The 25,028-nt window shown below is 72.0% G+C and carries 22 protein-coding genes; 16 read left to right on the top strand and 6 right to left on the bottom strand.

Annotated elements, in window-relative coordinates; translation table 11 throughout:
- Positions 1-24: 24 nt before the first annotated feature.
- Together ABZS71_RS03680 and ABZS71_RS03675 are read left to right on the top strand one after the other, a co-directional pair.
- A complete protein-coding gene (locus tag ABZS71_RS03680; protein ID WP_356207294.1) occupies positions 25-1,617 on the top strand; it encodes a 3' terminal RNA ribose 2'-O-methyltransferase Hen1 in 1,593 nt (530 codons plus the stop codon).
- Entirely contained in the window at positions 1,614-4,214 is a 2,601-nt protein-coding gene (locus tag ABZS71_RS03675) for a polynucleotide kinase-phosphatase (RefSeq protein WP_356207292.1), read from the top strand. Before ABZS71_RS03680 ends, ABZS71_RS03675 begins: the two co-directional genes overlap by 4 nt.
- A gap of 57 nt (positions 4,215-4,271) precedes the next feature.
- Here ABZS71_RS03675 and ABZS71_RS03670 read toward each other — a convergent pair whose 3' ends face one another.
- Positions 4,272-4,601, bottom strand: a complete 330-nt coding sequence (locus tag ABZS71_RS03670) for a DJ-1/PfpI family protein (protein WP_356207288.1) — start codon at positions 4,599-4,601, stop codon at positions 4,272-4,274.
- A gap of 89 nt (positions 4,602-4,690) precedes the next feature.
- On the opposite strand from ABZS71_RS03670, the gene ABZS71_RS03665 reads away from it, so the two are divergent.
- From ABZS71_RS03665 to argF, 6 genes are all read left to right on the top strand, one after another.
- Positions 4,691-5,410 carry a Crp/Fnr family transcriptional regulator gene (locus ABZS71_RS03665; RefSeq protein ID WP_355850637.1) on the top strand — a complete coding sequence of 240 codons (720 nt, stop codon included), beginning with the start codon at positions 4,691-4,693 and terminating at the stop codon, positions 5,408-5,410.
- 133 nt (positions 5,411-5,543) lie between these two features.
- The gene (locus ABZS71_RS03660) at positions 5,544-5,771 is read left to right on the top strand and encodes a hypothetical protein (protein WP_356207286.1); all 228 of its coding nucleotides are present in this window, start codon (positions 5,544-5,546) and stop codon (positions 5,769-5,771) included.
- Positions 5,768-7,867 (top strand): hypothetical protein, encoded by a 2,100-nt coding sequence (locus tag ABZS71_RS03655; protein WP_356207284.1) that lies wholly within the window; start codon positions 5,768-5,770, stop codon positions 7,865-7,867. Before ABZS71_RS03660 ends, ABZS71_RS03655 begins: the two co-directional genes overlap by 4 nt.
- A gap of 14 nt (positions 7,868-7,881) precedes the next feature.
- Positions 7,882-8,631, top strand: coding sequence for a hypothetical protein (locus ABZS71_RS03650; RefSeq protein WP_356207282.1), 750 nt, complete (start codon positions 7,882-7,884; stop codon positions 8,629-8,631).
- A gap of 110 nt (positions 8,632-8,741) precedes the next feature.
- Entirely contained in the window at positions 8,742-9,971 is a 1,230-nt protein-coding gene (locus ABZS71_RS03645) for an arginine deiminase (protein ID WP_356207279.1), read from the top strand.
- Between the two features lie 109 nt (positions 9,972-10,080).
- Complete coding sequence (gene argF, locus ABZS71_RS03640) at positions 10,081-11,097, top strand: ornithine carbamoyltransferase (protein WP_356207277.1); 1,017 nt, start codon at positions 10,081-10,083, stop codon at positions 11,095-11,097.
- Here argF and ABZS71_RS03635 read toward each other — a convergent pair.
- On the bottom strand, positions 11,072-11,629 hold the full coding sequence (locus ABZS71_RS03635) for an ATP-binding protein (RefSeq protein ID WP_356207274.1): 558 nt from the start codon (positions 11,627-11,629) through the stop codon (positions 11,072-11,074). The genes argF and ABZS71_RS03635 overlap by 26 nt on opposite strands.
- A 225-nt stretch (positions 11,630-11,854) precedes the next feature.
- On the opposite strand from ABZS71_RS03635, the gene ABZS71_RS03630 reads away from it, so the two are divergent.
- Positions 11,855-12,682 carry an enoyl-CoA hydratase family protein gene (locus ABZS71_RS03630; RefSeq protein WP_356207272.1) on the top strand — a complete coding sequence of 276 codons (828 nt, stop codon included), beginning with the start codon at positions 11,855-11,857 and terminating at the stop codon, positions 12,680-12,682.
- On the top strand, positions 12,679-14,961 hold the full coding sequence (locus ABZS71_RS03625) for a bifunctional salicylyl-CoA 5-hydroxylase/oxidoreductase (RefSeq protein WP_356207269.1): 2,283 nt from the start codon (positions 12,679-12,681) through the stop codon (positions 14,959-14,961). The genes ABZS71_RS03630 and ABZS71_RS03625 overlap by 4 nt, the downstream gene beginning before the upstream one ends.
- Here the strand turns inward: ABZS71_RS03625 and ABZS71_RS03620 are convergent.
- From ABZS71_RS03620 to ABZS71_RS03610, 3 genes are all read right to left on the bottom strand, one after another.
- The gene (locus ABZS71_RS03620) at positions 14,958-15,095 is read right to left on the bottom strand and encodes a hypothetical protein (RefSeq protein WP_356207266.1); all 138 of its coding nucleotides are present in this window, start codon (positions 15,093-15,095) and stop codon (positions 14,958-14,960) included. The genes ABZS71_RS03625 and ABZS71_RS03620 overlap by 4 nt on opposite strands.
- 77 nt (positions 15,096-15,172) lie before the next feature.
- Entirely contained in the window at positions 15,173-16,012 is an 840-nt protein-coding gene (locus tag ABZS71_RS03615; protein WP_356207263.1) for a PaaX family transcriptional regulator C-terminal domain-containing protein, read from the bottom strand.
- Between the two features lie 4 nt (positions 16,013-16,016).
- Positions 16,017-17,648, bottom strand: a complete 1,632-nt coding sequence (locus tag ABZS71_RS03610) for an AMP-binding protein (protein WP_356207261.1) — start codon at positions 17,646-17,648, stop codon at positions 16,017-16,019.
- A gap of 136 nt (positions 17,649-17,784) precedes the next feature.
- On the opposite strand from ABZS71_RS03610, the gene ABZS71_RS03605 reads away from it, so the two are divergent.
- From ABZS71_RS03605 to ABZS71_RS03585, 5 genes are all read left to right on the top strand, one after another.
- Entirely contained in the window at positions 17,785-18,909 is a 1,125-nt protein-coding gene (locus ABZS71_RS03605; RefSeq protein WP_355850607.1) for an acyl-CoA dehydrogenase family protein, read from the top strand.
- Positions 18,906-19,319, top strand: a complete 414-nt coding sequence (locus ABZS71_RS03600) for a RidA family protein (RefSeq protein WP_356207258.1) — start codon at positions 18,906-18,908, stop codon at positions 19,317-19,319. Before ABZS71_RS03605 ends, ABZS71_RS03600 begins: the two co-directional genes overlap by 4 nt.
- A 78-nt stretch (positions 19,320-19,397) precedes the next feature.
- Entirely contained in the window at positions 19,398-20,504 is a 1,107-nt protein-coding gene (locus tag ABZS71_RS03595) for a serine hydrolase domain-containing protein (RefSeq protein ID WP_356207255.1), read from the top strand.
- Positions 20,505-20,748: 244 nt separating this feature from the next.
- The gene (locus ABZS71_RS03590) at positions 20,749-21,762 is read left to right on the top strand and encodes an NADP-dependent oxidoreductase (protein WP_356207253.1); all 1,014 of its coding nucleotides are present in this window, start codon (positions 20,749-20,751) and stop codon (positions 21,760-21,762) included.
- Between the two features lie 115 nt (positions 21,763-21,877).
- Positions 21,878-22,657 carry an SDR family oxidoreductase gene (locus ABZS71_RS03585; RefSeq protein ID WP_356207250.1) on the top strand — a complete coding sequence of 260 codons (780 nt, stop codon included), beginning with the start codon at positions 21,878-21,880 and terminating at the stop codon, positions 22,655-22,657.
- Between the two features lie 204 nt (positions 22,658-22,861).
- Here the strand turns inward: ABZS71_RS03585 and ABZS71_RS03580 are convergent, their stop codons facing one another.
- Positions 22,862-24,136, bottom strand: coding sequence for a tyrosine-type recombinase/integrase (locus ABZS71_RS03580; RefSeq protein WP_356207248.1), 1,275 nt, complete (start codon positions 24,134-24,136; stop codon positions 22,862-22,864).
- 418 nt (positions 24,137-24,554) lie between these two features.
- Here ABZS71_RS03580 and ABZS71_RS03575 point away from each other — a divergent pair, with 418 nt between their 5' ends.
- Positions 24,555-24,788: a helix-turn-helix domain-containing protein gene (locus tag ABZS71_RS03575; protein ID WP_356207245.1), complete on the top strand. Its 234-nt coding sequence runs from the start codon at positions 24,555-24,557 to the stop codon at positions 24,786-24,788.
- Positions 24,789-25,028 lie beyond the last annotated feature (240 nt).

Here is a 25,028-nt window from a genome sequence, read left to right as displayed (position 1 = left end):
CTCCGCCCAGGGATACTCGGACGGGTGTTCTTGACGATAACCACCACCGGCACCGCCGAGCGCCCCGCGACCGACCTCGGGTTCCTGCTGCACAAGCATCCCGACAAGGCGCAGCGGTTCTCCACCTCCCACGGCACCGCGCATGTCCTCTATCCCGAGGCGACCGACGAGCGCTGCACCGCGGCGCTGCTGCTGGAAGTGGATCCCGTGGCGCTGGTGCGGCGGGGCCGTGGCAAGGGCCGGGGCGGTGCGCCGGACTCCGCGCTCGCGCAGTACGTCAACGACCGTCCCTATGCCGCCTCCTCCCTGCTGGCGGTCGCGCTCAGCGCCGTCTTCTCCAGCGCGCTCCGGGGGCAGTGCAAGGCGCGGCCCGAGCTGCCGCAGCGGGCCCTGCCGCTGCGGATCGAGGTGCCCGCGCTGCCCGCCCGCGGCGGTGCCGAGCTGGTCCAGCGGCTCTTCGGACCGCTGGGCTGGACGGTGGCGGCCGAGCCGGTCGCGCTGGACGAGGAGTTCCCGCGGTGGGGCGACTCGCGGTATGTCCGGCTGGTGCTGGAGGGCGAGCTGCGGCTGGCCGAGGCGCTGCGCCATCTGTATGTGCTGCTGCCGGTGCTCGATGACGCCAAGCACTACTGGGTCGCCCCCGACGAGGTGGACAAGCTGCTGCGCTCCGGCGAGGGCTGGCTGGAGCACCACCCCGAGCAGCGGCTGATCAGCAACCGCTATCTGGCCCGCCGCTGGTCGCTGACGCGCAGCGCGATGGAGCGCCTGGAGCTGGCGCGGCTCGCGGAGGCGGACGACACCGAGGTGGAGGAGATCGACAACGCCGTCGCCGAGCCGACGGCCGAGGGCGCGGAGGAGGAAGGGGACGCGGAAGGCGAGGAAGGCGCCGAGAAGCCGGTGCCGCTGACCGTACGGCGACGCGAGGCGATACTCGACGCCCTGCGTGGCGCCGAGGCGGCCAGGGTGGTCGATCTCGGATGCGGTCAGGGCCAGTTGCTTGCAGCGCTCCTCAAGGAGGCGAGGTTCACCGAGATCGTTGGTGTCGATGTATCGATGCGCGCGCTGAACGAGGCGGCGCGGCGGCTGCGGCTGGACCGGATGCCCGAGCGGCAGTCGGCGCGGCTGAAGCTGATGCAGGGCTCGCTCGCGTACACCGACACCAGGCTGACCGGGTACGACGCCGCGGTGCTCAGCGAGGTGATCGAGCATGTGGATCCGCCGCGGCTGCCCGCGCTGGAGTACGCGGTGTTCGGTGCCGCACGGCCCCGGACCGTCGTGGTGACCACACCCAACGTCGAGTACAACGTGCGCTGGGAGACCCTGCCCGCCGGGCACGTGCGCCACCCCGACCACCGCTTCGAGTGGACGCGGGAGGAGTTCCGCGGCTGGGCGCGGGAGGTCGCCGGACGGCATGGCTACGCCGTGGAGTTCCGCCCCGTCGGCCCCGAGGACCCCGAGGTCGGCCCGCCCACCCAGCTCGCGCTCTTCCGCATCGGCCCGGACGACAGCACCGACAGCACCGACAACAGCACCGACAGCACCGACAGCACCGACAACAGCAAGCACAGCACCGTGGCCGCGACGGCCACCACGACCACGAAGGAGGCGGCCGCATGACCGGCGTCACCACCGTCAAGCGCAGCCTCGGCGTGCCCGACCTCTCTCTCGTGGTTCTGATCGGCACCACCGGCTCCGGTAAATCCACCTTCGCCCGGCGCCACTTCCTGCCCACCCGGATCGTCTCCTCCGACGTCTGCCGCGGTCTGGTCTCCGACGACGAGAACGACCAGAGCGCCACGCCCGACGCGTTCGACGTCCTCCACTACATCGCGGGCAAGCGGCTGGCCGCCGGTCGGCTGACCGTCATCGACGCGACCAATGTCCAGTCCGAGGCCCGCCGCAGCCTCATCAAGCTGGCGCGCGAGCACGATGTCCTCCCGGTCGCGATCGTCCTCGACATCCCCGAGAGCGAGTGCGCGCGGCGCAACGCCGAGCGCCCCGACCGCGCCGGTCTGCCCTCCCACGTCATCCCGCGCCAGCGCCGAGAGCTGCGCCGCTCTCTGAAGTCCCTGGAGCGCGAGGGGTTCCGCAAGGTGCATGTCCTGCGGGGCGCGGAGGAGGTCGAGGCCGCGGAGATCGCGATCGAGCGCCGCTACAACGATCTGCGCCATCTCACCGGACCGTTCGACATCATCGGCGACATCCACGGCTGCCGCTCCGAGCTGGAGACCCTGCTCGGCGAGCTCGGCTACGCCCTGCACCGCGATGAGCTCGGCCGCCCGGTCGACGCCGCCCACCCCGAGGGCCGTACGGCCGTCTTCGTCGGCGACCTCGTCGACCGCGGTCCGGACAGCCCGGGCGTGCTGCGGCTGGTGATGGGCATGGTCGCCTCCGGCGCGGCCCTGTGCGTGCCCGGCAACCACGAGAACAAGCTCGGCCGCTATCTCAAGGGCCGCAAGGTCCAGCTCACCCATGGCCTCGCCGAGACCGTCGAGCAGCTGGCGCGCGCGCACACCGAGGACCCGGCATTCGGCGACCGGGTGCGGGGCTTCATCGAGTCGCTGGTCAGCCACTATGTGCTGGACGGTGGGGCGCTGGTGGTGTGTCACGCCGGGCTGCCCGAGAAGTACCACGGCCGCACCTCCGGACGGGTCCGCTCGCACGCCCTGTACGGGGACACGACCGGCGAGACCGATGAGTTCGGCCTGCCCGTGCGCTATCCGTGGGCCGAGGACTACCGCGGCCGGGCCGCCGTCGTCTACGGCCACACCCCCACCCCCACCGCCTCCTGGCTCAACAACACCCTCTGCCTCGACACCGGCTGCGTCTTCGGCGGCCGGATGACCGCGCTGCGCTGGCCGGAGCGCGAGCTGGTGGACGTTCCGGCCGAGCGGGTCTGGTACGAGCCGGTCAAACCGCTGTCGAACGAGGCCCCGGGCGGCGCGGCCGGCCGCCCGCTCGACCTGGACGACGTACACGGCCGCCGTGTCGTGGAGACGCGGCACATGGGCCGGATCGCGGTCAAGGAGGAGAACGCGGCGGCGGCGCTGGAGGTCATGAGCCGCTTCGCCGTCGACCCCCGGCTGCTCGGCTATCTCCCGCCCACCATGGCGCCCTGCGCCACCTCCAAAGAGGAGGGCTACTTGGAGTATCCGACGGAGGCGTTCGCCGCCTACCGGGCGGACGGGGTGCGCCAGGTGATCTGCGAGGAGAAGCACATGGGCTCCCGGGCGGTGGCGCTGGTCTGCCGTGACGCGGAGGTCGCACAGAAGCGCTTCGGCGCGCCCGACGGGGTGTCCGGCGCGGTGTACACGCGCACGGGGCGGCCGTTCTTCGACGACCAGCGGCTCACCGAGACCATCCTGCGCAGGCTGGGTGACAGCGTCGACGGCGCTGGCCTGTGGCAGGAGCTGGACACCGACTGGCTGCTGCTGGACGCCGAGTTGATGCCGTGGTCGCTCAAGGCCGAGGGGCTGCTGCGCAACCAGTACGCGGCGGTGGGCGCGGCCTCCCGCGCCGTCTTCCCGGGCGTGCTCTCGGCGCTGGAGGGCGCGGCGTCGCGCGGCGTGGAGGTGTCCGCCCTGCTCGCCAAGCAGCGCGAACGTGCGTCGGACGCGGCCGCGTTCACCGATGCGTACCGGCGCTACTGCTGGCCGGTCGACGGGCTGGACGGTATCCGGATGGCACCGTTCCAGATCCTGGCCGCCCAGGGCCGCGGCCTCGCCGCGCTCCCGCACGACCAGCAGCTCGCCATGATCGACCGGATGATCGAGGCCGAGCGGCCGGCTGACTCCGCGCACCGGCTGCTCGCTCCCACCCGCCGTCTCGTCGTCGACACCGAGGACGACGCGTCGGTGGCCGCGGGTGTGCGGTGGTGGCTGGACGTGACGGGGGCGGGCGGTGAGGGCATGGTCGTCAAACCGCTCCAGGGATTCGTCCGCAAGGGCGACGGCCGGCTGGTCCAGCCGGGCGTCAAGTGCCGGGGCCGGGAGTATCTGCGGATCATCTACGGCCCGGAGTACACCCGCCCGGAAAATCTGGACCGGCTGCGCGTGCGCCATCTGGGCCACAAGCGGTCGCTCGCGCTCCGGGAGTACGCGCTGGGACTTGAGGCGCTGGACCGGCTGGCGGAGGGCGAGCCGCTGTGGCGTGTGCACGAGGCCGTGTTCGCGGTGCTCGCTCTGGAGTCCGAGCCCGTGGATCCGCGTCTGTAGCCGCGGCCGGTCCACGGCGCCCGGTCGGGGGGCCGCGGCGGGTCCACAGCGCCCCGGTCAGGGGGCCGCGGCGGGCCGGGGGTGCCCGGTGATGAGGACATCGCCGGGGCCGACGTAGAGGACGGACGGGTCGATGCGCACGGCCGGACAGCGTTCCGCGAACAGGGCCGCGTACATCCAGTGGGTGGCCGCCGTACGGCCGTCGAGGAGGCCGGTCGCGGCGAGCGTGAACGCGCCCGAGCACAGCGAGAGGATGCGGGCGCCGCGCCCATGGGCCTCCCGTAGGGCGTCGATCAGCTCGTCGGGCGGATCGCCGCGCACATCGGCGGAGGCGGCCGGGACGATCACCCTGTCGGCGGAGATCAGCTCCTTGCGGCGCGCCCCCATTGACGTGCCCGTGCCATCTGCCTAGCGTGCTGGTCAATCCATCGGTTCTCCGCAAGCCTGACGACGACCAGCAGAGCGGGGGAGGGCGGATGAGTCTCTTCGAGGACGGACGGCCGTTTCTCCACGCGCTTCCGGCGGACGACCGGCGCGCGCTGCTCGCTCTCGGCAGACCCCGGACGTACGAACCCTCCCAGGTCGTGCTGCGCGAGCACGACCGTACGACCTTCGTCGTCGCGATCACCTCCGGCTGGGCCACCGTCTCCGTGGAGACCGAGCGCGGCGTCCGGCTGATACTGGCGCTGCGCGGGGCGGGCGAGGTCGTGGGGGACCAGGCCGCGGTGGACCACGGCTCGCGCAGCGCCACGGTCACCGCGCTCGGCCGGATGGAGGCGGTGGTCGTCTCCGGCGACCGGTTCCGCGCCTATCTGGCCGCCCGTCCGGTCGCGACGGTACTGATCATGCGTCAGTTCAGCTCACGGCTGCGCAGCTCCGACGGCGAGCGGCGCTCACTGGCCTCCGAGAAGGTGCTGCAGCGGCTGTCCGCCCGGCTCGTCGAACTCGCCGAACGCACCGGCCACCCCGGCCCCGACGGCGCCATCGCCGTCGATCTGCCGCTGCCGCAGCACGACATCGCGGCCGCCGTGGGCTCGACCCGGGAGGCGGTCGCCAAGGCGCTGCGGCTGCTGCGCGCCCAAGGCGTCGTCCGGACCGCCTCACGCCGCTTCGTGGTCATGGACATCGGACTGCTGCGGCTGCTGGCCGAGGGGCGCGCGACGGGGGAGCACATCCCGGTGCGCCCCCGCGAATGAGCGCGGGCGCCGGGCGCGTACACCTGAGCGCCGGCGTCGGCCGCGCACACCAATATCCCTCGACTGTGTAAACGGCTACAGCCGTCGCACCGCTCCCCGGGGACGCTGGAGGCGGCACAGGGAGCGGGACCGTGTGCGACGGGGGTGCACACGGCTCAGCGCCCGGCACCGGAGAAGGGCGGCGGGGCGGGCAGGGGGAGAGACCCCGCCGCCCGCTTCGGGCATCCACAGCCACCACGGTCACCCGCAGGTCGACGAGAAACACGAGAACCACGAGAACCACGAGAACCACGAGAACCACGGGAACGACGCGGACGACGCGGACGACGGGGGCCACGGCATGAAGGACGGCGGGCGATGAGCGGACCGGAAGGCGTCGACGTCCCGGCGGACCCGGGCCTTCGGCAGTTGGACATCCCGAAGGGCAGCCCGCTGGACGGCGCGGGCGAGGCGGGCGGCGCCCGCACGGCGCGCGAGGCGCGCGCGCATCTCCATATCGCCGTCGGCCCGGCCCGGATCTGCGCCGAGCCCTTGCCGCGCCCCCTCCCCGAAGGGCCCGTGCCCCGCGAGGAGTTGGAGCGGCTGCGCGGGATCTACCGGACGGTCCCCGGCTACGCCGGGATGCGCGAGCATCTGCGGCGCACCGGCCTCCTCGCACTGTGCGGCGAACACGGCACCGGCCGCGCCTGGACCGGGCTCGCGCTCCTCGCCGAGCTCGCCGGAGCGACCGGCGGCGGTGTCTGTCGGCTCGGCCCCGGCATCCTCCACGGCACCGCAGGCGGGGAGAAGATCGAGCGGGGCCACGGCTATCTCCTCGAACTCCCCGCCGAGCACCCCGAGCACCCCGAGCACCCCGAGCACCCCGAGCACCCCGAGTACGCCGAGACGCCACCGGACCACCTGCTGGACCGGCTGCGCGCCCATGTCGCCGAGCGCGAGGCGTTCTGCGTCGTCCTCGTGGCGGCCGGCTCCGCCGCCGACCGGCTGCTGCGCGACCGCCGCCACGCCATGTCGTACGAGCCCCCGGCCGCCACCGGCGTACTCGACCGCCATCTGACCGAGCTGCTCCGGGACGGCCCGGCCGAACTGCTCGATCTGGCCCGCGCGACCGCCGTACGGCCCGAGGTGGCCGAGGCGCTCGGCCTGGACGAGCCGCGGCCCGGTGAGGCCGCCCGGCTCGCCCGCCATCTGGCCGCGCATGCCGAGGGCAGGCTGTCGGACGAGCGGCTGCTGGAGCACTGCCGGTCGTTCGCACCGCGCCAGGCCCGCGAGTGGTTGGCGGAATCAGGCCGTCCGGACACCCTGCCCGCGGCCCTGCCCGCCCTGCGCGCCGCCGCGGTGCGGATCGCGCTCGCCGTCTTCAACGGCTCGGCGTACAGCCTCACGGCGGAGGCCGCCGAGCTGCTGACCTGGGAGCTGGCCGTCACGCTGGATCCCCAGTACGCGCCGGGCCGCCCGGTGTTCGCCGCGCGCCCCGGGGCCGGTCCGGCCACGGCACGCGCGGTGTGCGGCGACGGGGTGGAGGACCTCGGGGACGCGTCGGTCCCGGTCCGCGCGGTGTGGTTCCAGGGGCGGCGGCTGGCGCCCGCGGTGCTGTACGAGGCGTGGGACGGCCACCACAACCTGCGCGGCCCGATGGCCCGTTGGCTGCGTGCGCTGTGCGACGACCCGCGCCCCCAGGTGTGGGTGCGCGCGGCGGTCGCCGCGGGTGTGCTGTGCGCCCGCGACTACCTCTACGGCTACGTCGAGCTGCTGCTGCCACTGGTCCGCACCGACAGCCCGGTGCAGCGGATGGCGGCGGCCACCGCGCTTGCCGAGGCGTCCCGCGCCGCGGACGTCCGCCCCGCCGTGGACGGCCTGCTGCGCGACTGGGCGCGCGGTGACGACGAGGGGGAGCGTGAGACCGCGGCACTCGCCCACGGCTACGGCCTGGCGGCGGGGTCGGTCCCGGCGTCCCTGGAGGAACTGGGCCGGATCGCGTGCGCGGACGGCGGCCGGACCACCTCGTACAGCGCGCTGCGGCTGCTGGCCGGGACCGAGCCGGAGACCGTGCTGGCGGGCCTCACCCACTGGCTGCGCGACACCCGTCGGCCCCGCCGGGATCTGGCGCTGCTGACGGTGCTGCGCGCGGTCACCACCCGCACCTCCCATCTGTGGGGGCTGCGGGAGGTGCCCGAGCTGGAGCCGTACGCCGCCTGGCCGCTGGCCACCGCGCTGCTGGCCGCCCACCCGGGATGCGCGGCCCGGCTGGCCGAGCTGCTGCGGGCCGCGCTGACCTGGGCCAGGTCGGCCGGGGCGGCCGAGGACGCGCTGGTCGGCTGGATCCGGCGGGCGGCCCGCGACGAGCGGCAGCTGGCGGTGTTGTCCGGCTTTCTGCCCCGGCTGGCGCAGGACGGTGACGAGCCGCTCGACGCGGGGGCGGCCATACGGATACGGGAGGTGCTGGAGGCGCTGTGAGGAGAAGGACGTCGATGGTGGAAGAAGCAGAGCACGCACAGGACAGGGAGGAAGAGGTGCGCCGCCGCTCGGTGACCGGCGCGCGCATGCTGCGCGAGGCGCTGCGCCACGGCGGGGACGGTCTGCCCGCCGCGCTGCGGGAGGCCGACGACGGTCTGCTGCTGAGCGTGCTCGACGAGGGGCTGCCCGCCGAGCGGGCCACCCGCGTCGTCGTCGAGCTGGTGCGCCGCGCGCCCGAGCGCGGTCCGCGGCTGGCGGACGCGGTCTGCGAGAAGGTGCTGCTCGCCCAGCTGTATCTGGACTCCCCGCCCCGGATCCCGGGCGGCGCGGACAGACCGGCCGCGGACTCCGGCGGCCGTCGGCTGCGGGTGCGTAACGCGGTCATGCTGTACGAGGGGCTGGTGCGCCCGTACGCGGCGCGCGGCGCCGTCCCCGAGCTGATGGCGTGCGTCCTGCCCGGTCTGTGGGCCGCGGGCGACGGCGCGGGCCGCGAGGTGGTGCGCCGGGTGGTGGGCACCCGGCAGACCACCGGGTTCGGCGAGAAGGGCTGGAAGGCGCTGTTCGGCAGCGTGGCCGAGGAGTTCCGGGAGCGCGAGGAGGCGGCGTCCCGGGCCGCCCGCCGCGAGGCGCGAGGCCGCTGGTGGCGCCGTCGGGCGGACGACGGCGGCCGGATCGATCTGCAGCCCGGTCAGTTGTGGGTCTCCGCCCTGCTGGGCTTTATCGCGGTCGCGCTGGTGCTGATCGTCGTCCTGGCCGCCGGATAGCGGGGCGGCCGGGCCGCCGGACGGCGCGACAGCCGGAAAAGATCCGAACGTCCTGAGATACCTGGGCCGCAGGACGTTCGCCGCGGGCCGCGAGCGGCGAAGATGGGGTCATGGGATTCCATGTCGACTCCGAGGCCGGGCGGCTGCGCCGCGTCATTCTGCACCGCCCCGACCTGGAGCTGAAGCGGCTCACGCCGTCCAACAAGGACGCTCTCCTCTTCGACGACGTCCTGTGGGTGCGCCGGGCACGCCAGGAGCACGACGGCTTCGCCGACGTGCTGCGCGACCGCGGCGTCGAGGTCCATCTCTTCGGGGACCTGCTGACCGAGAGCCTGACCCTCCCGGCGGCACGGGCGCTGGTGCTGGACCGGGTCTTCGACGAGAAGGAGTACGGTCCCCTCGCCACGGACCGGCTGCGCGCCGCCTTCGACGAGCTGACCGCCCCCGAGCTCACCGAGGCGCTGATCGGCGGGATGACGAAGCGGGAGTATCTGGCGCGGTTCCCGGAGCCGGTCTCCGTCCGCTTCCACGTCATGGAGCCCGACGACTTCCTGGTCAATCCGCTGCCGAACCACCTCTTCACCCGGGACGCCTCCGCCTGGGTGTACGACGGGGTGTCCATCAACGCGATGCGCTGGCCGGCCCGCTGGCACGAGACGGTGCACTACGAGGCCGTCTACCGCCACCACCCCCTCTTCGCGGGCGGCGGCTTCCACATCTGGTCGGAGGGTCAGGCGGCCTATCCCTCGACCATCGAGGGCGGCGATGTGCTGGTGCTCGGCAAGGGCGCCGTGCTGATCGGCATGAGCGAGCGGACCACCCCGCAGGCGGTGGAGATGATCGCGCACCGGCTCTTCGCGGCCGGTTCGGCCCGTACGATCGTGGCGCTCGACATGCCCAAGGGACGGGCCTTCATGCACCTGGACACGGTGATGACGATGGTCGACGGGGACACGTTCACCCAGTACGCGGGGCTCGGGATGCTCCGCTCGTACACCATCGAGCCGGGCGCGGGCAGCCGGGACCTCAAGGTCAGCGACCATCCGCCGGAGCATATGCACCGCGCGATAGCCGCCGCCCTGGGCCTGGACGCCATCCGGGTGCTCACGCCCACGCAGGATGTGCACGAGGCGGAGCGGGAGCAGTGGGACGACGGCTGTAATGTGCTCGCGGTCGAACCGGGCGTGGTGGTCGCCTACGAGCGGAACGTGACGACCAACACCTTTCTGCGCAAGCGCGGTATCGAGGTCATCGACATCCCGGGCAGCGAGTTGGGGCGGGGCCGGGGCGGGCCGCGGTGCATGAGCTGCCCGGTCGAGCGGGACGCCGTCGAGGGGTAAACGGCGGGGTCAGCACCGCACCCCCGCATATATGCGGTCCTTCGTATATGCTTCCATGGTCCTGACCACTGAGACCACTTGTGACCGCCGTGACCTAGGAGCCCACCCCATGGCGATTGACCTCACCGGCCGCCATTTCCTCAAGGAGCTGGACTTCAGCGCCGACGAGTTCCGCCGACTGGTCGCCCTGGCCGCCGAGCTGAAGGCGGCCAAGCGCGCGGGCACGGAGGCGCGGCGGCTCCAGGGCAAGAACATCGCCCTGATCTTCGAGAAGACCTCCACCCGCACCCGCTGCGCCTTCGAGGTCGCGGCCAGCGATCAGGGCGCCTCGACGACCTATCTCGACCCGGTCGGCTCGCAGATCGGTCACAAGGAGTCGGTCAAGGACACGGCGCGGGTGCTCGGCCGGATGTTCGACGCCATCGAGTACCGCGGCCATGGCCAGGGGGTCGTGGAGGAGCTCGCGGCACACGCCGGGGTGCCCGTCTACAACGGCCTCACCGACGAGTGGCACCCCACCCAGATGCTCGCCGACGTGCTGACAATGACCGAGCACAGCGACAAGCCGCTGGACCAGATCGCCTACGCCTACCTCGGCGACGCCCGCTACAACATGGGCAACTCCTACCTCGTCACGGGCGCCCTGCTGGGCATGGACGTCCGCATCACCGCGCCCAAGCTGCTGTGGCCGGACAACACGATCGTGGAGCTGGCCCGTCAGCTCGCCGCCACGTCCGGCGCCCGCGTCACCCTCACCGAGGACGTCGAGGAGGGCGTGCGCGGCGCGGACTTCGTCGCCACCGATGTGTGGGTGTCGATGGGGGAGCCCAAGGAGGTGTGGGACGAGCGGATAGCGCTGCTCGGGCCGTACGCGGTGACGATGGACGTGCTGCGCGCGACCGGCAACCACGCCGTGAAGTTCCTGCACTGTCTGCCGGCCTTCCACGACCTCGGCACCGACGTGGGCCGGGAGATCCATGAGCGGCACGGGCTGACCTCGCTGGAGGTCACCGAGGAGGTCTTCGAGTCCGAGCACTCCGTCGTCTTCGACGAGGCGGAGAACCGGATGCACACGATCAAGGCGGTTCTGGTCGCGACGCTCAGCGCGCCCGGGGCGGAAGTCTGAACCAGACGGCCTTGCCGTAGGCGGTCGGGCGGTAGCCGGCGGCCGCGCTGAGGGTCCGGATCAGCAGCAGACCACGCCCGTGCTCGGCGAGGTTCCGCACCAGGGCTCCGTCGGGTCTCCTCGGGCCCTCGGGCCGGCCGGGGCCCTCGGGCCGGCCGGGCTCGTCCGTGCGGCCGGGCTCGTCCGTGCGATCGGCCTGGTGCATGCGGTCGGCCTGGCGCGTGTGTCCGTGCCCCTGCGCGCGGCCGGGGCCGTCGAATCCGCCGGGCGGGGTCGGGTCCTGGTCGTGCACCTCGACCTGCCAGCCGCCGGTCGGCACCAGTTGCACCACAAGCTCTATCGGCTCGTCGCCGTCCGTGTGCTGCACCGCGTTGGCGACCAGCTCGGCCGTGAGCAGCTCCGCCGTGTCGCCGTCCACGGGGGCGCCGATGTCCGCGAGGGCATTGCGGATCAGCGCGCGCGCCAGCGGTACGGCGGCCGCCGTATGCGGCAGTGCGAAGCGCCAGGTGGCGGCACGGGCGGGATCGGGCAACGTACTGGTCCAGTCGTCGGCGTGGAGCGGAATACAGCAGCCCTTGACGGTATGAAGCGGACGATAGTGCCGGAAGGGACCATGGACCACTCTTGACGGGACTTATGGCCTTCGGGCGCGCCACCCGCCCATCGTCCTATCGCGTACTCGTGACGACAGTCACGTTGTGGTGATAATTTCAAGGGGCAGGCACCAGCCGTCCGGCTGAAGGAGGCCGTGGCTCCCATGAGTCCGTTCACCGGATCCGCATCCCGCACCGAGGACTGGCGCCATCTGCGCCTCACCCTCGACCACGGTGTGGCGACCGTCACCCTCGCCCGTCCCGAGAAGCTCAACGCGCTCACCTTCGGCGCCTACGCCGATCTCCGCGATCTCCTCGCCGAGCTCGCCCGCGACGGCTCCGTACGCGCCCTCGTGCTCGGCGGCGAGGGCCGCGGTTTCTGCTCCGGCGGCGATGTCGACGACATCATCGGCGCGACCCTCGCCATGGACACCCGGCAGCTGCTCGACTTCAACCGGATGACCGGGCAGGTGGTGCGCGCCCTGCGGGAGTGCCCCTTCCCCGTCGTGGCCGCGGTGCACGGAGCCGCGGCGGGCGCCGGCGCCGTCCTCGCCCTCGCCGCCGACTTCCGGGTCGCCGATCCGTCCGCCCGCTTCTCGTTCCTCTTCACCAAGGTCGGGCTCTCCGGCGGGGACATGGGCGCCGCCTATCTGCTGCCGCGCGTCGTCGGGCTCGGCCACGCCACCCGCCTGCTGATGCTCGGCGAGCCGGTCCGCGCCCCCGAGGCCGACCGGATCGGCCTGATCAGCCACATGGCGGACGAGGGTCGGGCGGGGGCCGAGGCCACGGCCCTCGCCCGCCGGCTCGCCGACGGGCCCTCGCTCGCCCTCGCCCAGACCAAGGCGCTGCTCACCGCCGAGCTCGATATGCCGCTGCCCGCCGCGATCGAGATGGACGCGGCGACGCAGGCGCTGCTGATGACCGGTGCGGACTACGCTGAGTTCCACGCCGCGTTCACCGCCCGCCGCGCACCCCTGTGGCAGGGGCGGTGACCACCGGACGGCCCGCCCGCGTCGCCGTCGTCGGCGGCGGGCCCGGCGGCCTCTACGCGGCGGCGCTGCTCGCCCGCCTCGACCCCGAGCGTGAGATCACGGTCTGGGAGCGGGGCGCCCCCGACGAGACCTTCGGCTTCGGCGTCGTCCTCTCCGACGAAACCCTCGGCGGCATCGAACACGCCGACCCCACCGTCCACGCCGCCCTCCGGAACGAATTCGTCCGCTGGGACGACATCGATGTGGCGCACCGCGGCCATGTGCTGACCTCCGGCGGCCACGGCTTCGCCGCTCTCGGCCGCCGCCGGCTCCTGGAGATCCTCCACCAGCGGTGCCAGGCGCTCGGCGTACGGCTCCGCTGCCACGCCCAGGCGCCGCCCGCCGAGTGGCTGTCGCGCGCGTACGACCTGGTCATCGCCGCCGACGGGGTCAACAGCACGACCCGCCAGGCGTACGCCCACGCCTTCCGCCCGCACCTCACCACCCACCGCTGCCGCTATATCTGGCTCGCCGCCGACTTCGCCCTGGACGCCTTCCGCTTCGAGATCGCCGAGACCGGGCACGGCGTCATGCAGCTCCATGGCTACCCGTACGCACCCGACTCCAGCACCGTCATCGTCGAGACCAGGGAGGAGGTGTGGCGCCGGGCCGGGCTCGACCACTGCACCGAGCGGGAGTCCACCGAGCGCTGCGCCAAACTCTTCGCCGACGCCCTCGGCGGCCGCCCGCTGCGCTCCAACCGCTCGCAGTGGACCGCCTTCCGTACGGTCGTCAACGAGCGCTGGTCCCACGGCAATACGGTCCTCATCGGCGACGCCGCCCACACCGCCCACTTTTCCATCGGCTCCGGCACCAAGCTCGCCGTCGAGGACGCCCTGGCGCTGGCCGCGTGTCTCCAGGAACACCCGGCCCTCCCCGACGCGCTCGCGGCGTACGAGAGCGAGCGCCGCCCGGTGATCGAATCCACGCAGCGCGCGGCCCGCGCCAGCCTGGAGTGGTTCGAGAACCTGGAGCTGTATCTCGATCAGCCGCCCCGGCAGTTCGCCTTCAACCTCCTCACCCGCAGCCGCCGCGTCACCCACGACAACCTCCGGCTGCGCGACGCGGCGTTCGTCGCGGCGGTCGAGCACGAGGCGGCCGTCCCGCCCGACACGCCCCCGATGTTCACCCCCTTCCGCCTCCGCGAGCTCACCCTGCGCAACCGCGTCGTCGTGTCCCCCATGGACATGTACTCCGCCCAGGACGGCACGCCCGGTGACTTCCACCTCGTCCACCTCGGCGCGCGGGCGCTGGGCGGCGCGGGCCTGGTGATGACCGAGATGGTGTGCGTCAGCCCCGAGGGCCGCATCACCCCCGGCTGCGCCGGCCTCTACACCGACGGCCACGAGGCCGCCTGGCGCCGCGTCGTCGACTTCGCGCACCGTCAGTCGCCGGGCGTGGCCGTCGGCGTCCAGCTCGGCCACAGCGGCCGCAAGGGCTCCACCCGGCTGATGCGGGAGGGCATCGACGACCCCCTCCCGCACGGCAACTGGCCCCTCGTCGCCCCCTCGCCCCTCCCGTACCGCCCGGGCGTCAGCCAGACACCCCGCGCCCTCGACTCCGCGGGGCTCGCCGCCATCCGCGACCGGTTCGTGCGCGCCGCCGAGCGCGCCGCCGGCGCGGGCTTCGACCTTCTCGAACTCCACTGCGCCCACGGCTATCTGCTCTCCGGTTTCCTCTCCCCGCTCACCAACCACCGCACCGACGCCTACGGCGGCTCGCCGGAGGCGCGCCTGCGCTATCCGCTGGAGGTCTTCGACGCGATAAGGGCCGTCTGGCCCGAGCGACGCCCCATGACGGTCCGCATCTCCGCGACGGACTGGGCCGACGGCGGAACGACCGCCGACGACGCGGTCGCCATCGCCGCCGCCTTCGCCGCCCACGGTGCCGACGCCGTCGACGTCTCCACCGGCCAGGTCGTCCCCGACGAACGCCCCGACCACGGCCGCTCCTACCAGACCCCGTACGCCGACCGCATCCGCAATGAGCTCGGCGTCCCCGTCATCGCGGTCGGCGCCATCTCCTCCTGGGACGACGTCAACTCCCTGATCCTGGCGGGCCGCGCCGACCTCTGCGCCCTCGCCCGCCCCCACCTCTACGACCCCCACTGGACCCTCCACGCCGCCGCCGACCAGAACTACACCGGCCCCGCCGCCCCCTGGCCCCTCCCGTACCAGGCCGGCAGCCGCAAACCCCCGAGCGGCCGCACCGACGCCCCCAAGCCGCGGCTGGCACTTTAGCCTCCGAACTCGATGAACTCCGGATCCAGGAGTTTGGAGACCAGCGCTGGCGACGGCTCCGCTGAGGTCAGGGAGTGGGCTGTCCCTTTGATCCACTCCAGGACCGTCGTGTGTTGTTCCGGTGAGATCGTCATGAACCCACGTTGCGACGCGAAGTTCGGTTGAGGTCAAGCACTGTTGTTCCGAGGACTGAGAAGACCATAGGGCTGATTCAACCCGTCCCGTGCGGCGCCGCCTCGGCGTAGCCGGCGCCCGCGTCGCGCAACCGCTCGTGCAGGGCCGCGAAGACCTCGGCCGCGCGGGCGCCGGGCCAGTTGTCGGGCAACAGTGAGGGCGGCAGGCCGGGGTCGGCGTAGGGGAGGAGGCGCCAGGAGTCGAGGGCGAGGAGGTAGTCGCGGTAGGCCTCCTCGGGGGAGGGGGCGGGGTGGTGGGTCCAGTGGTGGAGGACCGGTTCATGGGTGGTGAGGAAGTCGCGGTGGAGGGTGGCCAGTTCGTCCAGGTCCCACCAGCGGCGCACCGCCTCGGCGGTGGGGGTGAAGCCCGCGTGGTCGCCGCGGAAGAGGTCGACGTAGGAGGAGAGGCCGAGGCGTTCCAGGGTGTGGCGGGTCTCCTCGTAGAGGTGGGCGGGGGCGATCCAGACGCCCGGCGCCGCGGTGCCGAAGCCCAGGCGGGCCAGGCGGGAGCGGAGCAGGTGGCGCTTGTGGCGCTCCTGTTCGGGGACCGAGAAGACGGCGAGCAGCCAGCCACCCCGGGCGGTGTCCGCGACCGGGCGGGCGTAGATGCGGCGGTCGCCGTCGTCGAGGAGTTGGCGGGCGTCGGCGGACAGGGAGTAGCCGGCGGCTCCGCCGGCCGTGCGGTCCGCGACCAGAAGTCCCCGGCGCTTGAGACGGGAGACGGCGGAGCGCACGGAGGGCGGGTCGACGCCCACCGCGCCCAGCAGCCGGATCAGCGCGGCGACCGGCACGGGTCCGGCCGGGCGGTCGGCGCTGCCGCGCCCGTAGGCACCGTAGTACGTGACGATCAGGGAGCGGGGAGTGTGCTGGCCGTTCACGGGCTCACTGTAGAGCGCCGTCGCGGAGCCGGAAGCGTTGGAGCTTGCCGGTGGCGGTGCGGGGGAGTTTGTCCAGGAAGACGAAGGAGCGCGGGCATTTGTAGGGGGTGAGTTCGGCGGTGGTGAACTGCTGGAGGGCGGTGACGGTCTCCTCCGTCCGCGGGACGCCCGGCCGCAGTACGACATGGGCCACCACCACGGTGCCCCGCTCGGCGTCGGGCCGTCCGGTGACGGCGGCCTCGACCACATCGGGGTGGCGCAGCAGCGCGTCCTCGACCTCCGGGCCCGCGATGTTGTACCCCGCCGAGATGATCATGTCGTCGGCGCGTGCCACATAGCGGAAGTAGCCGTCCGCGTCGCGGATGTACGTGTCCCCGGTGAGGTTCCAGCCGTCGCGTACGTACGCGCGCTGCCGCTCGTCCGCCAGATAGCGGCAGCCGGTGGGACCGCGCACGGCGAGCAGCCCCGGCTCGCCGTCCGGGACCGGGCGTAGCTCGGCGTCGACCACCCGCGCCTCGAAGCCGGGGACCGGAACGCCCGTAGTGCCGGGCCGGATCGCGTCGTCGGCGGCGGAGACGAAGATATGCAGCAGCTCGGTGGCCCCGATGCCGTTGATGATGCGCAGACCGGTGGCCCGGTGCCAGTCGTGCCAGGTGGCGGCGGGCAGATTCTCCCCGGCGGAGACGCAGCGGCGCAGGGAGGAGAGGTCGTACCGCCCGGGGTCGTCGCCGAGCCGCCCCAGCATCGCCCGGTACGCGGTCGGCGCGGTGAACAGCACCGAGACCCGGTGCCGGCCGATGTCCCGCAGCAGCCGTTCGGGGCCGCCCCGGTCCGTCAGCAGCGCGGACGCCCCGGCGCGCAGCGGGAAGACGACGAGGCCGCCGAGGCCGAAGGTGAAGCCGAGCGGCGGGCTGCCCGCGAAGATGTCGTCGGCGGTCGGCCGCAGCACCTGCGCCGAGAAGGTGTCGGCGATGGCCAGCACATCGCGGTGGAAGTGCATACAGCCCTTGGGTCGCCCGGTCGTCCCCGAGGTGAAGGCGATGAGCGCGACATCGTCGGCGGAGGTCGCCACCGCCTCGTACGACGCGGGCGCCTCGGCCGCAAGCCGCAGCAGGTCATCGGGGGAGTCCCCGCCGTACTCCGTGGTGCGCAGCCCCGGCACCCGGGCCTTGGCCAGATCCTCGGTGCACCGGACGTCGCACAGCGCATGCCGTATCCGCGCGATCTCGCAGATCGTCGCCAGCTCCCGGGACCGCTGGGCGGCCAGGACGGTCACGGCGACCGCGCCCGCCTTCATCACCGCGAGCCAACAGGCGGCCAGCCAGGGTGAGGTGGGGCCGCGCAGCAGCACCCGGTTGCCGGGGACGACGCCGAGCGCGGTGGTGAGCGTGTGAGCGATCCGGTCGACGTGGCCGCGCAGCTCACCGTAGGTCCACACCTCGCCGTCGGCGCCGCGCACGGCGGTCCGGTCCGGGCCGTACCGTTCGACGGTGCGGTCCAGCAGCTCGGCCCCGCAGTTGAGGCGGTCGGGGTGGTGCGGCCCCGGCAGGTCGAGGAGGAGGCCGGGCCACTGGTCGGCGGGCGGCAGATGGTCACGGGCGAAGGTGTCGATGTGCGCGGACGGCCTGAGCTCCATCGAGGATGCGCCCCCTCTGCCTGCCCGGTATGTCGGCCGAATGGCTGCCTGAAGTCGCTTTGTCAGCGTAACGTGATGGTGACGACAGTCAATAGTCCGCGATAAGGGTGAGCATGAGGGTGAGGGAGGGTGCCCGGTGCCGTCATTCGCACTGGATCCGGAGCAGCGGCGCTGGTGCGCGTGGCTGCGCGCACTGGCCCGCGACCGGCTGCGTCCGCTCGCGGAGGCCGGGACGCCCGGCCGGGTCAATCGGCCGCTGACCGCCGCGCTCGGCGAACTCGGCCTGCTGGAGCGGCTGTTCCCGGACGACGGACCGGTCCGCGCCCTTGAGCTGTGCCTGCTGCGGGAGTCGCTGGCCATGGAGTGCACGGAGGCCGAGACCGCGCTCGCCCTCCAGGGGCTCGGCGCCTATCCGATCGTGCTGTCCGGCAGCGAGAAGCTGTACGCGCGCTGGATGCCCGCCATCCGGGCGGGCCACGCGGTCGCCGCCTTCGCGCTCAGTGAGGAGGAGGCGGGGTCCGACGCGGCCGCGCTCGCCCTGCGGGCCGACCGGGACGGGGCCGGGGGCTGGCGTCTGACCGGCGGGAAGTGCTGGATCTCCAACGCTCCGGAGGCCGATGTCACCACGGTCTTCGCCCGTACGACGGCCGGCGCGGGCTCGCGCGGCGTCACCGCCTTCCTGGTGCCCGCCGACCGTCCGGGGCTCAGCGGCGAACCCCTGGACATGCTCAGCCCGCACCCCATCGGCCGCCTAGTCTTCGACGGCGTCCCGGTCACGGACGAGGATGTGCTGGGCGTACCGGACGCGGGGTTCCGCGTCGCCATGCGCACGCTCAATCTGCTGCGGCCGAGCGTGGGCGCGTTCGCCGTCGGTATGGCGCAGGCCGCGCTGGACGCGGCCCTGGCGCACGCCGAGCGCCGCACCGCCTTCGGCGGGCCCCTGAAAGACCTTCAATCCGTCGCCCATCAACTCGCCGAGATGGCCACCCGCACCGAGGCCGCCCGACTGCTCGTCTATGCGGCGGCCAGTGCCTACGACGACAGCGCCCCCGATATCGTCCGGCGCGCGGCGATGGCCAAGCTGCTGGCCACCGAGACCGCGCAGTACGTCGTGGACGCGGCCGTCCAGATCCATGGCGCGCGGGCGCTGCGACGCGGCCATCCGCTCGAACACCTCTACCGGGAGGTGCGGGCGCCCCGGATCTACGAGGGGGCGAGCGAGGTCCAGCGCACGATCATCGCGAAGGAGCTGTACCGATGACGGAACCGGCTCGGGCCCTGCGGCGCCTCAACCCCGCGGAGCTCTCCCCGCCCACCGGCTTCAGCCACGCCGTCACCGCGACCGGCGGGCGGCTGGTGTTCCTGGCGGGTCAGACCGCGCTGGACGCGGACGGGAAGATCGTCGGCGACACCCTCCCCACCCAGTTCCGGCGGGCGCTCGCCAATCTCCTCACCGCGCTGCGGGCGGCCGGCGGCGCCCCCGCCGACCTCGCCCGGCTGACCGTCCACACCACCGATGTCGCCGCCTACCGCGCCTGCGCCCCCGAACTCGGGGGCATCTGGCGCGAGTCGGCGGGACGCGAGTATCCGGCGATGGCGGTCATTGGCGTGGTGCGGCTGTGGGACGAGGCGGCGACGGTGGAACTGGACGGGATCGCGGTGCTGCCGTAATGCTGAGCTGCGTCAGCGGCTCACGCGGATCTTCACCGGCGTGGGCCGACAGGGGACCCGACGACGGGGGAGCGGTTCATGGACCGACGGAATTTCCTGACCGTGGCGGCGACGGCGACGGCGGGCGTTGCGCTGTTACCCGGCACCGCCGCCGCTGCCGATGGCCTGCCCGCCCTGGTGCGGCGTCACCTGGACCGGGTGCTCGCCGCCGGCAGCCCGGGCGCGGTCTGCGGCGTCATCCACGGGGGACGCGTTTACGTCGCGGGGGCGGGCACGCGCACGGGCCGGGGCCCGGACGCGTCGGCGCCGGACGGCCGGACGGTGTTCCAACTCGGCTCGATCGGCAAGACCCTCACCGCCACCGCCCTCGCGCGCGCCGTGTGCGCGGGGACGACCCGCCTCGACGCGCCGCTCGTCCTGCCCGCCCGGTTCCCCATCCCGCACAAGGGCCCTCGGCGGATCACCCTGGCCGACCTGGCCACCCACACCTCGGGCCTGCCCCAGCTGCCGCCCAATCTCCTCAACGAGGCGGACGCGCAGAATCCGTACGCCCACTACACGCTGGACGACCTGGCCGCCGGCCTGCGCGAGACGACCCTGAACTCCGAGCCGGGCCGCGCGTACGCCTACTCCAACCTCGGATTCGGTCTGCTCGGCCAGGCGCTGGCTTTCGATGACGTGGACGCGATGCTGCGCAGCCAGGTGACCTCGCCGCTCCGCCTGCCGGACACGACGACGACCCTGCGTCCGGACATGGCCTCCCGCGAGGCCGTCGGGCACCACGCCGGGCAGCCCGTTCCCGACTGGCGCGACCATGTGCTCAGCGCCGCGGGCACCTCCATCTACAGCACCGCCGACGACATGGTGCGCTACCTGGCGGCACAGCTGCGCCCGGACCGCACCCCGTTGCGGAAGGCGATCGAACTCACCCAGCGTCCCCACTTCACCGCCGAGGGGAGTCTGCGGCTGGGCCTCGGCTGGCATCTCAGCCCCCTCCCCAGCGGCCGCACCGCCACCTGGCACAACGGCGGCACCGGCGGCTTCAGCACCTGCGCGGCGTTCAGCCGGGAGAGCATGACTGCGGTGGTGACGATGGTGAACACCTCCAGCGAGGAGACCGCCACCGAGCCCCGCCCGGTCGACGCGCTCACCTTCTCCCTGCTCGGCGCACTCGACACGGCCTGAACACCGGTCTTCCGCCCCAGGGGCCGTACGCCGGGGTCTGCGGCCCCGGAGGGTGACCGGGCCTGACCCTTGCCCGGTGCGGCCCCCTGGGGCTAATCTCACGTTGCCCATACCGACCAGTCGGTGTGCCGGTGGAGGAGGTCAACCGTCGCTGTCACGGGCAGGGCGGCCCCGCGACACGCCGCCGCACGTACGGGACCGTCCCCCGCACGGGTCGGCGCGCCGACAGCTGAGGAGCCGTCAGATGAGCCGCACCAATCACCAGTACCGGCTGGCCGCGCGACCGGTCGGGCTGCCGAAGCCCACCGACTGGGAGTACGTCGAGGAGCCGGCCGCCAAGCCGGGCGAGGGCGAACTGCTGATCAAGGTGGTCCACCTCTCGCTGGACCCGGCCATGCGCGGATGGATGAACGAGGGCAGGTCCTACATCCGCCCCGTGGAGATCGGGGAGGTCATGCGCGCGGGCGGTGTGGGCCGCGTGATCGCCTCCCGCAATCCGAGGTTCGCCGTGGGCGACTACGTGTCGGGCACGCTCGGCGTGCAGGAGTACTGCCGGTCGGACGGCCGCGGCCTGACCAAGGTCGATCCGGCACTGGCCCCACTGCCGGTGTACCTGGGTCTCCTGGGCATGCCGGGCATGACCGCCTACTTCGGCCTGCTCGACATCGGACGGCCCGAGCCCGGACAGACGGTCGTGGTCTCCGGCGCGGCCGGGGCGGTCGGCAGCGTGGTGGGCCAGATCGCCAAGCTCAAGGGATGCCGGGTCATCGGCATCGCCGGTGGTGAGCGCAAGTGCCGGCTGGTCGTGGACGAGTTCGGCTTCGACGCCTGCGTCGACTACAAGTCCGAGGACGTGCGCAAGGCCCTGCGTGAGGTGGCGCCCGAGGGCGTGGACGTCTACTTCGACAACGTCGGCGGCGAGGTCCTCGACGCCGTGCTGACCCGTCTGGCGCGGGGCGCCCGTATCGTCATCTGCGGCGCCATCTCGCAGTACAACGCGACCGACCAGGTCAAGGGCCCGGCCAACTACATGTCGCTGCTGGTCAACCGCGCATCCATGACCGGGATGGTGGTCTTCGACTACGCCGACCGGTACCCCGAGGCCACCGCCGAGCTGGCCGAGTGGCTGTCGGCCGGGAAGCTGCGGTCGCTGGAGGACGTGGTGGACGGCGGCGTAAAGGCGTTCCCTGACACCCTGCTGCGGCTGTTCAAGGGCGAGAACACAGGAAAGCTCGTTCTCAAGGTGGCGGACGAGTGAGGGCCACCCACTCACTCAACAGACTGCCGCGGGTTGGCCGTTCCGGGCTCCGTCCGGCCCTGCCGGCGGGCACCAGGCCGCCCGCACCCGCACCGACCACCGGAGAGACACCGCCATGGAGCTGAAGGACGCAGCCGTCGTCGTCACCGGAGCGGGTTCGGGCATCGGTGCCGCCCTCGCCCGCCGGTTCGCCGCCGCGGGCGCCCGTCTGGTCGTGAACGACCTGGACGCGGCCGCGGCGGTCCGCGTGGCCGAGGAGATCGGCGGCCTCGCCGTCCCCGGCGACGCCTCCGATGAGCAGGACGTGGCCGCCCTGGTGGCCGCCGCCCGCACGCACCTCGGCGAGATCGACCTGTTCTGCGCCAACGCCGGTATCGAACCCGGCGGTGGGGCCGACGCGCCGGAGGAAGTCTGGGAGCGCGTCCGGCAGGTGAACGTGATGAGCCATGTCCGGGTGGTCCGGCAGCTGCTCGGGCCGTGGCTCGAACGCGGGCGGGGCCACTTCCTGGCGACGGTCTCCTCCGCGGGCCTCCTCACCCACCCCGCCGGCGCGCCGTACGCGGTGAGCAAGCACGGTGCGCTCGCCCTCGCCGAGTGGCTCGCGGCCACCTACGGCCACCGGGGCATCACCGTTCAGGCGCTGTGCCCGATGGGGGTGCGCACCGAGATGTACGAGCGCAGCGACCCCGCCGCGAAGGCCCTGGCCGGGTCGGTCCTCACCCCCGAGGAGGTCGCCGACACCGTGGCCGAGGCGCTGGCTGACGGGCGGTTCCTCATCCTCCCCCACCCCGAGGTGCGCGATCACTACGCGCTGCGTGCCACCGACACCGACCGCTGGCTTGGGGGCGTGCGGCGGCTGCAGCAGCGGATGGAGGAGTTCTCCGCCCAGGCGTAACCGCCCGACCTGGCCACCGTCCGCGCCGCCGTGACCCACGGGCGCCGCAGCCCCCTCTGGGCGGCATTCTTGCTGCTCAGGCGGGGGCGGGGCATCCGCTGTTCAGATGTCGCGGAACTCATAGACAAAGCTCCTGACCTGCGCAAATGACCTCTCTCGAAGATCATCTTGCACGGTTGTTGCACAAGCCGAACGGAGCAGGAGTCACGCGGCCCTGGTGTAGGCGCTCCGGACCGCGATGCGGACCTTGGAACCGGCTCCCACGACCCGGTGCACGTATTTACGCAGGGTAAACGCGGGATCGGCGTGTCCGAGGCGGTCCGCGAGCGTGTACACATCTACCCCGCCGTTGATCATCATAGACGCGTACAGGTGTCGGAGCGCGTGCATCATTACGTCGCGGGACTTCTCCCAGCGTCGTCCCTTCGCGTCGGGCTCAAGGGGCTTGATGAGGCCGGCCGACGCCAGGGCGGGCTTCCAGCGGTAGGAGTTGAACCAATTCGACTGAATGGCGGTCTTCTCTCGGGTGTAGAAGATCAGCCGCACCGTGACTGGGTCGCCACCGCTGCTGCCCCACGGACGGGTCACCTCGACCGGCGGGTACTTCTGCATGTGCTCGCGCAGGGGGATGGCCACGTCGTCGGTCAGCTCGACCCACCGGTCCTTCGGGTCCTCGTCGTCTCCGCCCTTGGGGAGGGCGTATACGAGGAACGAGCCGTCGTGGACTACTTGCCGTTGCACATGCACTATGGCGCCGTCCGGATGTGCCCAGTCGATATCTTCTGGTGACAGGCCGAATATCTCTCCTTGCCGAAGACCCAGGCCGCGACCACAGTCGACGAGTGCCTTGTAACGGTCTGGCAATTCGGCACGGATCTTCTCGGTGTCCTCCCAGGCGAGGGTCAGATCTGCCCGGCCGCCACCTCCTCGCTTCGGCTTGGCGTCCTGCACCGATTTGGCGAGGCACGGATTTTTGTGTATCAGGCTGTCGTCCACGGCCAGATCAAAGACAGCCCGAAGATTGTCGAAGACCAGCCGCAGTGTGGAACTTTCGAGCAGCCTGCGACGGTCGTGCAACCAGTCCAGCAAAGACGAGGCGTTCACGTCCTTTACGCGCATCTTCCCAACTGCGGTAGGAACGAGGTGCAGGAGAATCCGCTCCTTGTGGCGTCGGTAAGTCCTTGGATTCTTGTGTTCGTGCCCCTTGAGCCACGTAAGGGCGAGTTCACCGACCCTGATCTCTCCGGCGCGAGGGTTGATATATGAACCGTCGTCCACGCCGGACCGCATCTTGGTCTCGTGCCTGCGGGCTTCGACCTCGGTGCGGAACAGCTCCGTCTGCTGGACATCTTCCCGGTTGCGCCATCGGGCCTGCCACCGCTTCCCCGTCCCGTGATCCCGCGTCGGAACTTTGCCGTGTTCCTTGCAGGTCGACTCCCCGTCTTTCGGGCGCGACTTGTGCCAGCGGTCGTACGGCATCGACTCAACTCCTAGTTTCCAACGGCCCTTTGAGTCTATTTGTGGACTCTCTTGAATCAGGGCCATCGTCGACGGCGAGATTGTGTGTCCGTTCATCGCGCCCTGAGTGAATTGGATGTTGATCCAGGTGAGCTGAAGATGTCAAATGCATTCTTGGGGTCTTCGCGACAAAGGGTGCAGAGTGGTAGGGAAGATTTCACCTAGACGAATGCTCGCTGAGGGTTCGACGAGGGCTCGTCGAACCCTCAGCGAAGATTCGCCTGTGTCCTTCGAGAGTTCGCAGGAGTCGTAGGAATTTCGTCGAAAGGCCCTCAGTTTGGTGCGGCCGGAATTTAATGCAAACGTTCCGTGCACCACCACGGCGGAATACCGCTCATGTGGTTCTTTCCTGCCCGATTCGAACCGTTCTGGAGTGCCCATGCGTCGAACCACTGCCCGTGCGGAAGAAGCCGCCAGTGGCGCGGGGGACCGTTGCCACTTGATGAGCGCGGAGGAGCTGGCCGACTTCCTGGGCGTACCTCTGAATACGGTCTACATATGGAATCACCGAGACCAGGGTCCGCGAGCCCACAAGGTCGGTCGCTATTTGCGCTACCGCTGGCCGGAGGTAGAGGCATGGCTGGAAGCTCAAGCGGTGAATCGCGCGACCTGATCGGCCAAGATTGGCTGGTGCCCTGTCCTTGGTCGGGCGACAGAACCCGGCGTACAGCCCGACTCGTCTGCCGCCACCTGCGGCTTTGCCTCGGAAAGAGCCTCTGACCTGCGTCGGAGGCCCTTTCCGATCTTTCGGTGGCTTGCCGCGTTAGGCGGCGAAAAGTCCCTCGGAACTCCCTCGGACAGCGCTGAAAGTCCCTGAAAAGTCCCAGGAGCAGAGGGGCGAGCGACGCCTCCG

This window comes from Streptomyces sp. NPDC005393, assembly GCF_040606675.1.
Classification (GTDB): Bacteria; Actinomycetota; Actinomycetes; order Streptomycetales; family Streptomycetaceae; genus Streptomyces.
This window is presented reverse-complemented; position numbering and strand designations above follow the sequence as displayed.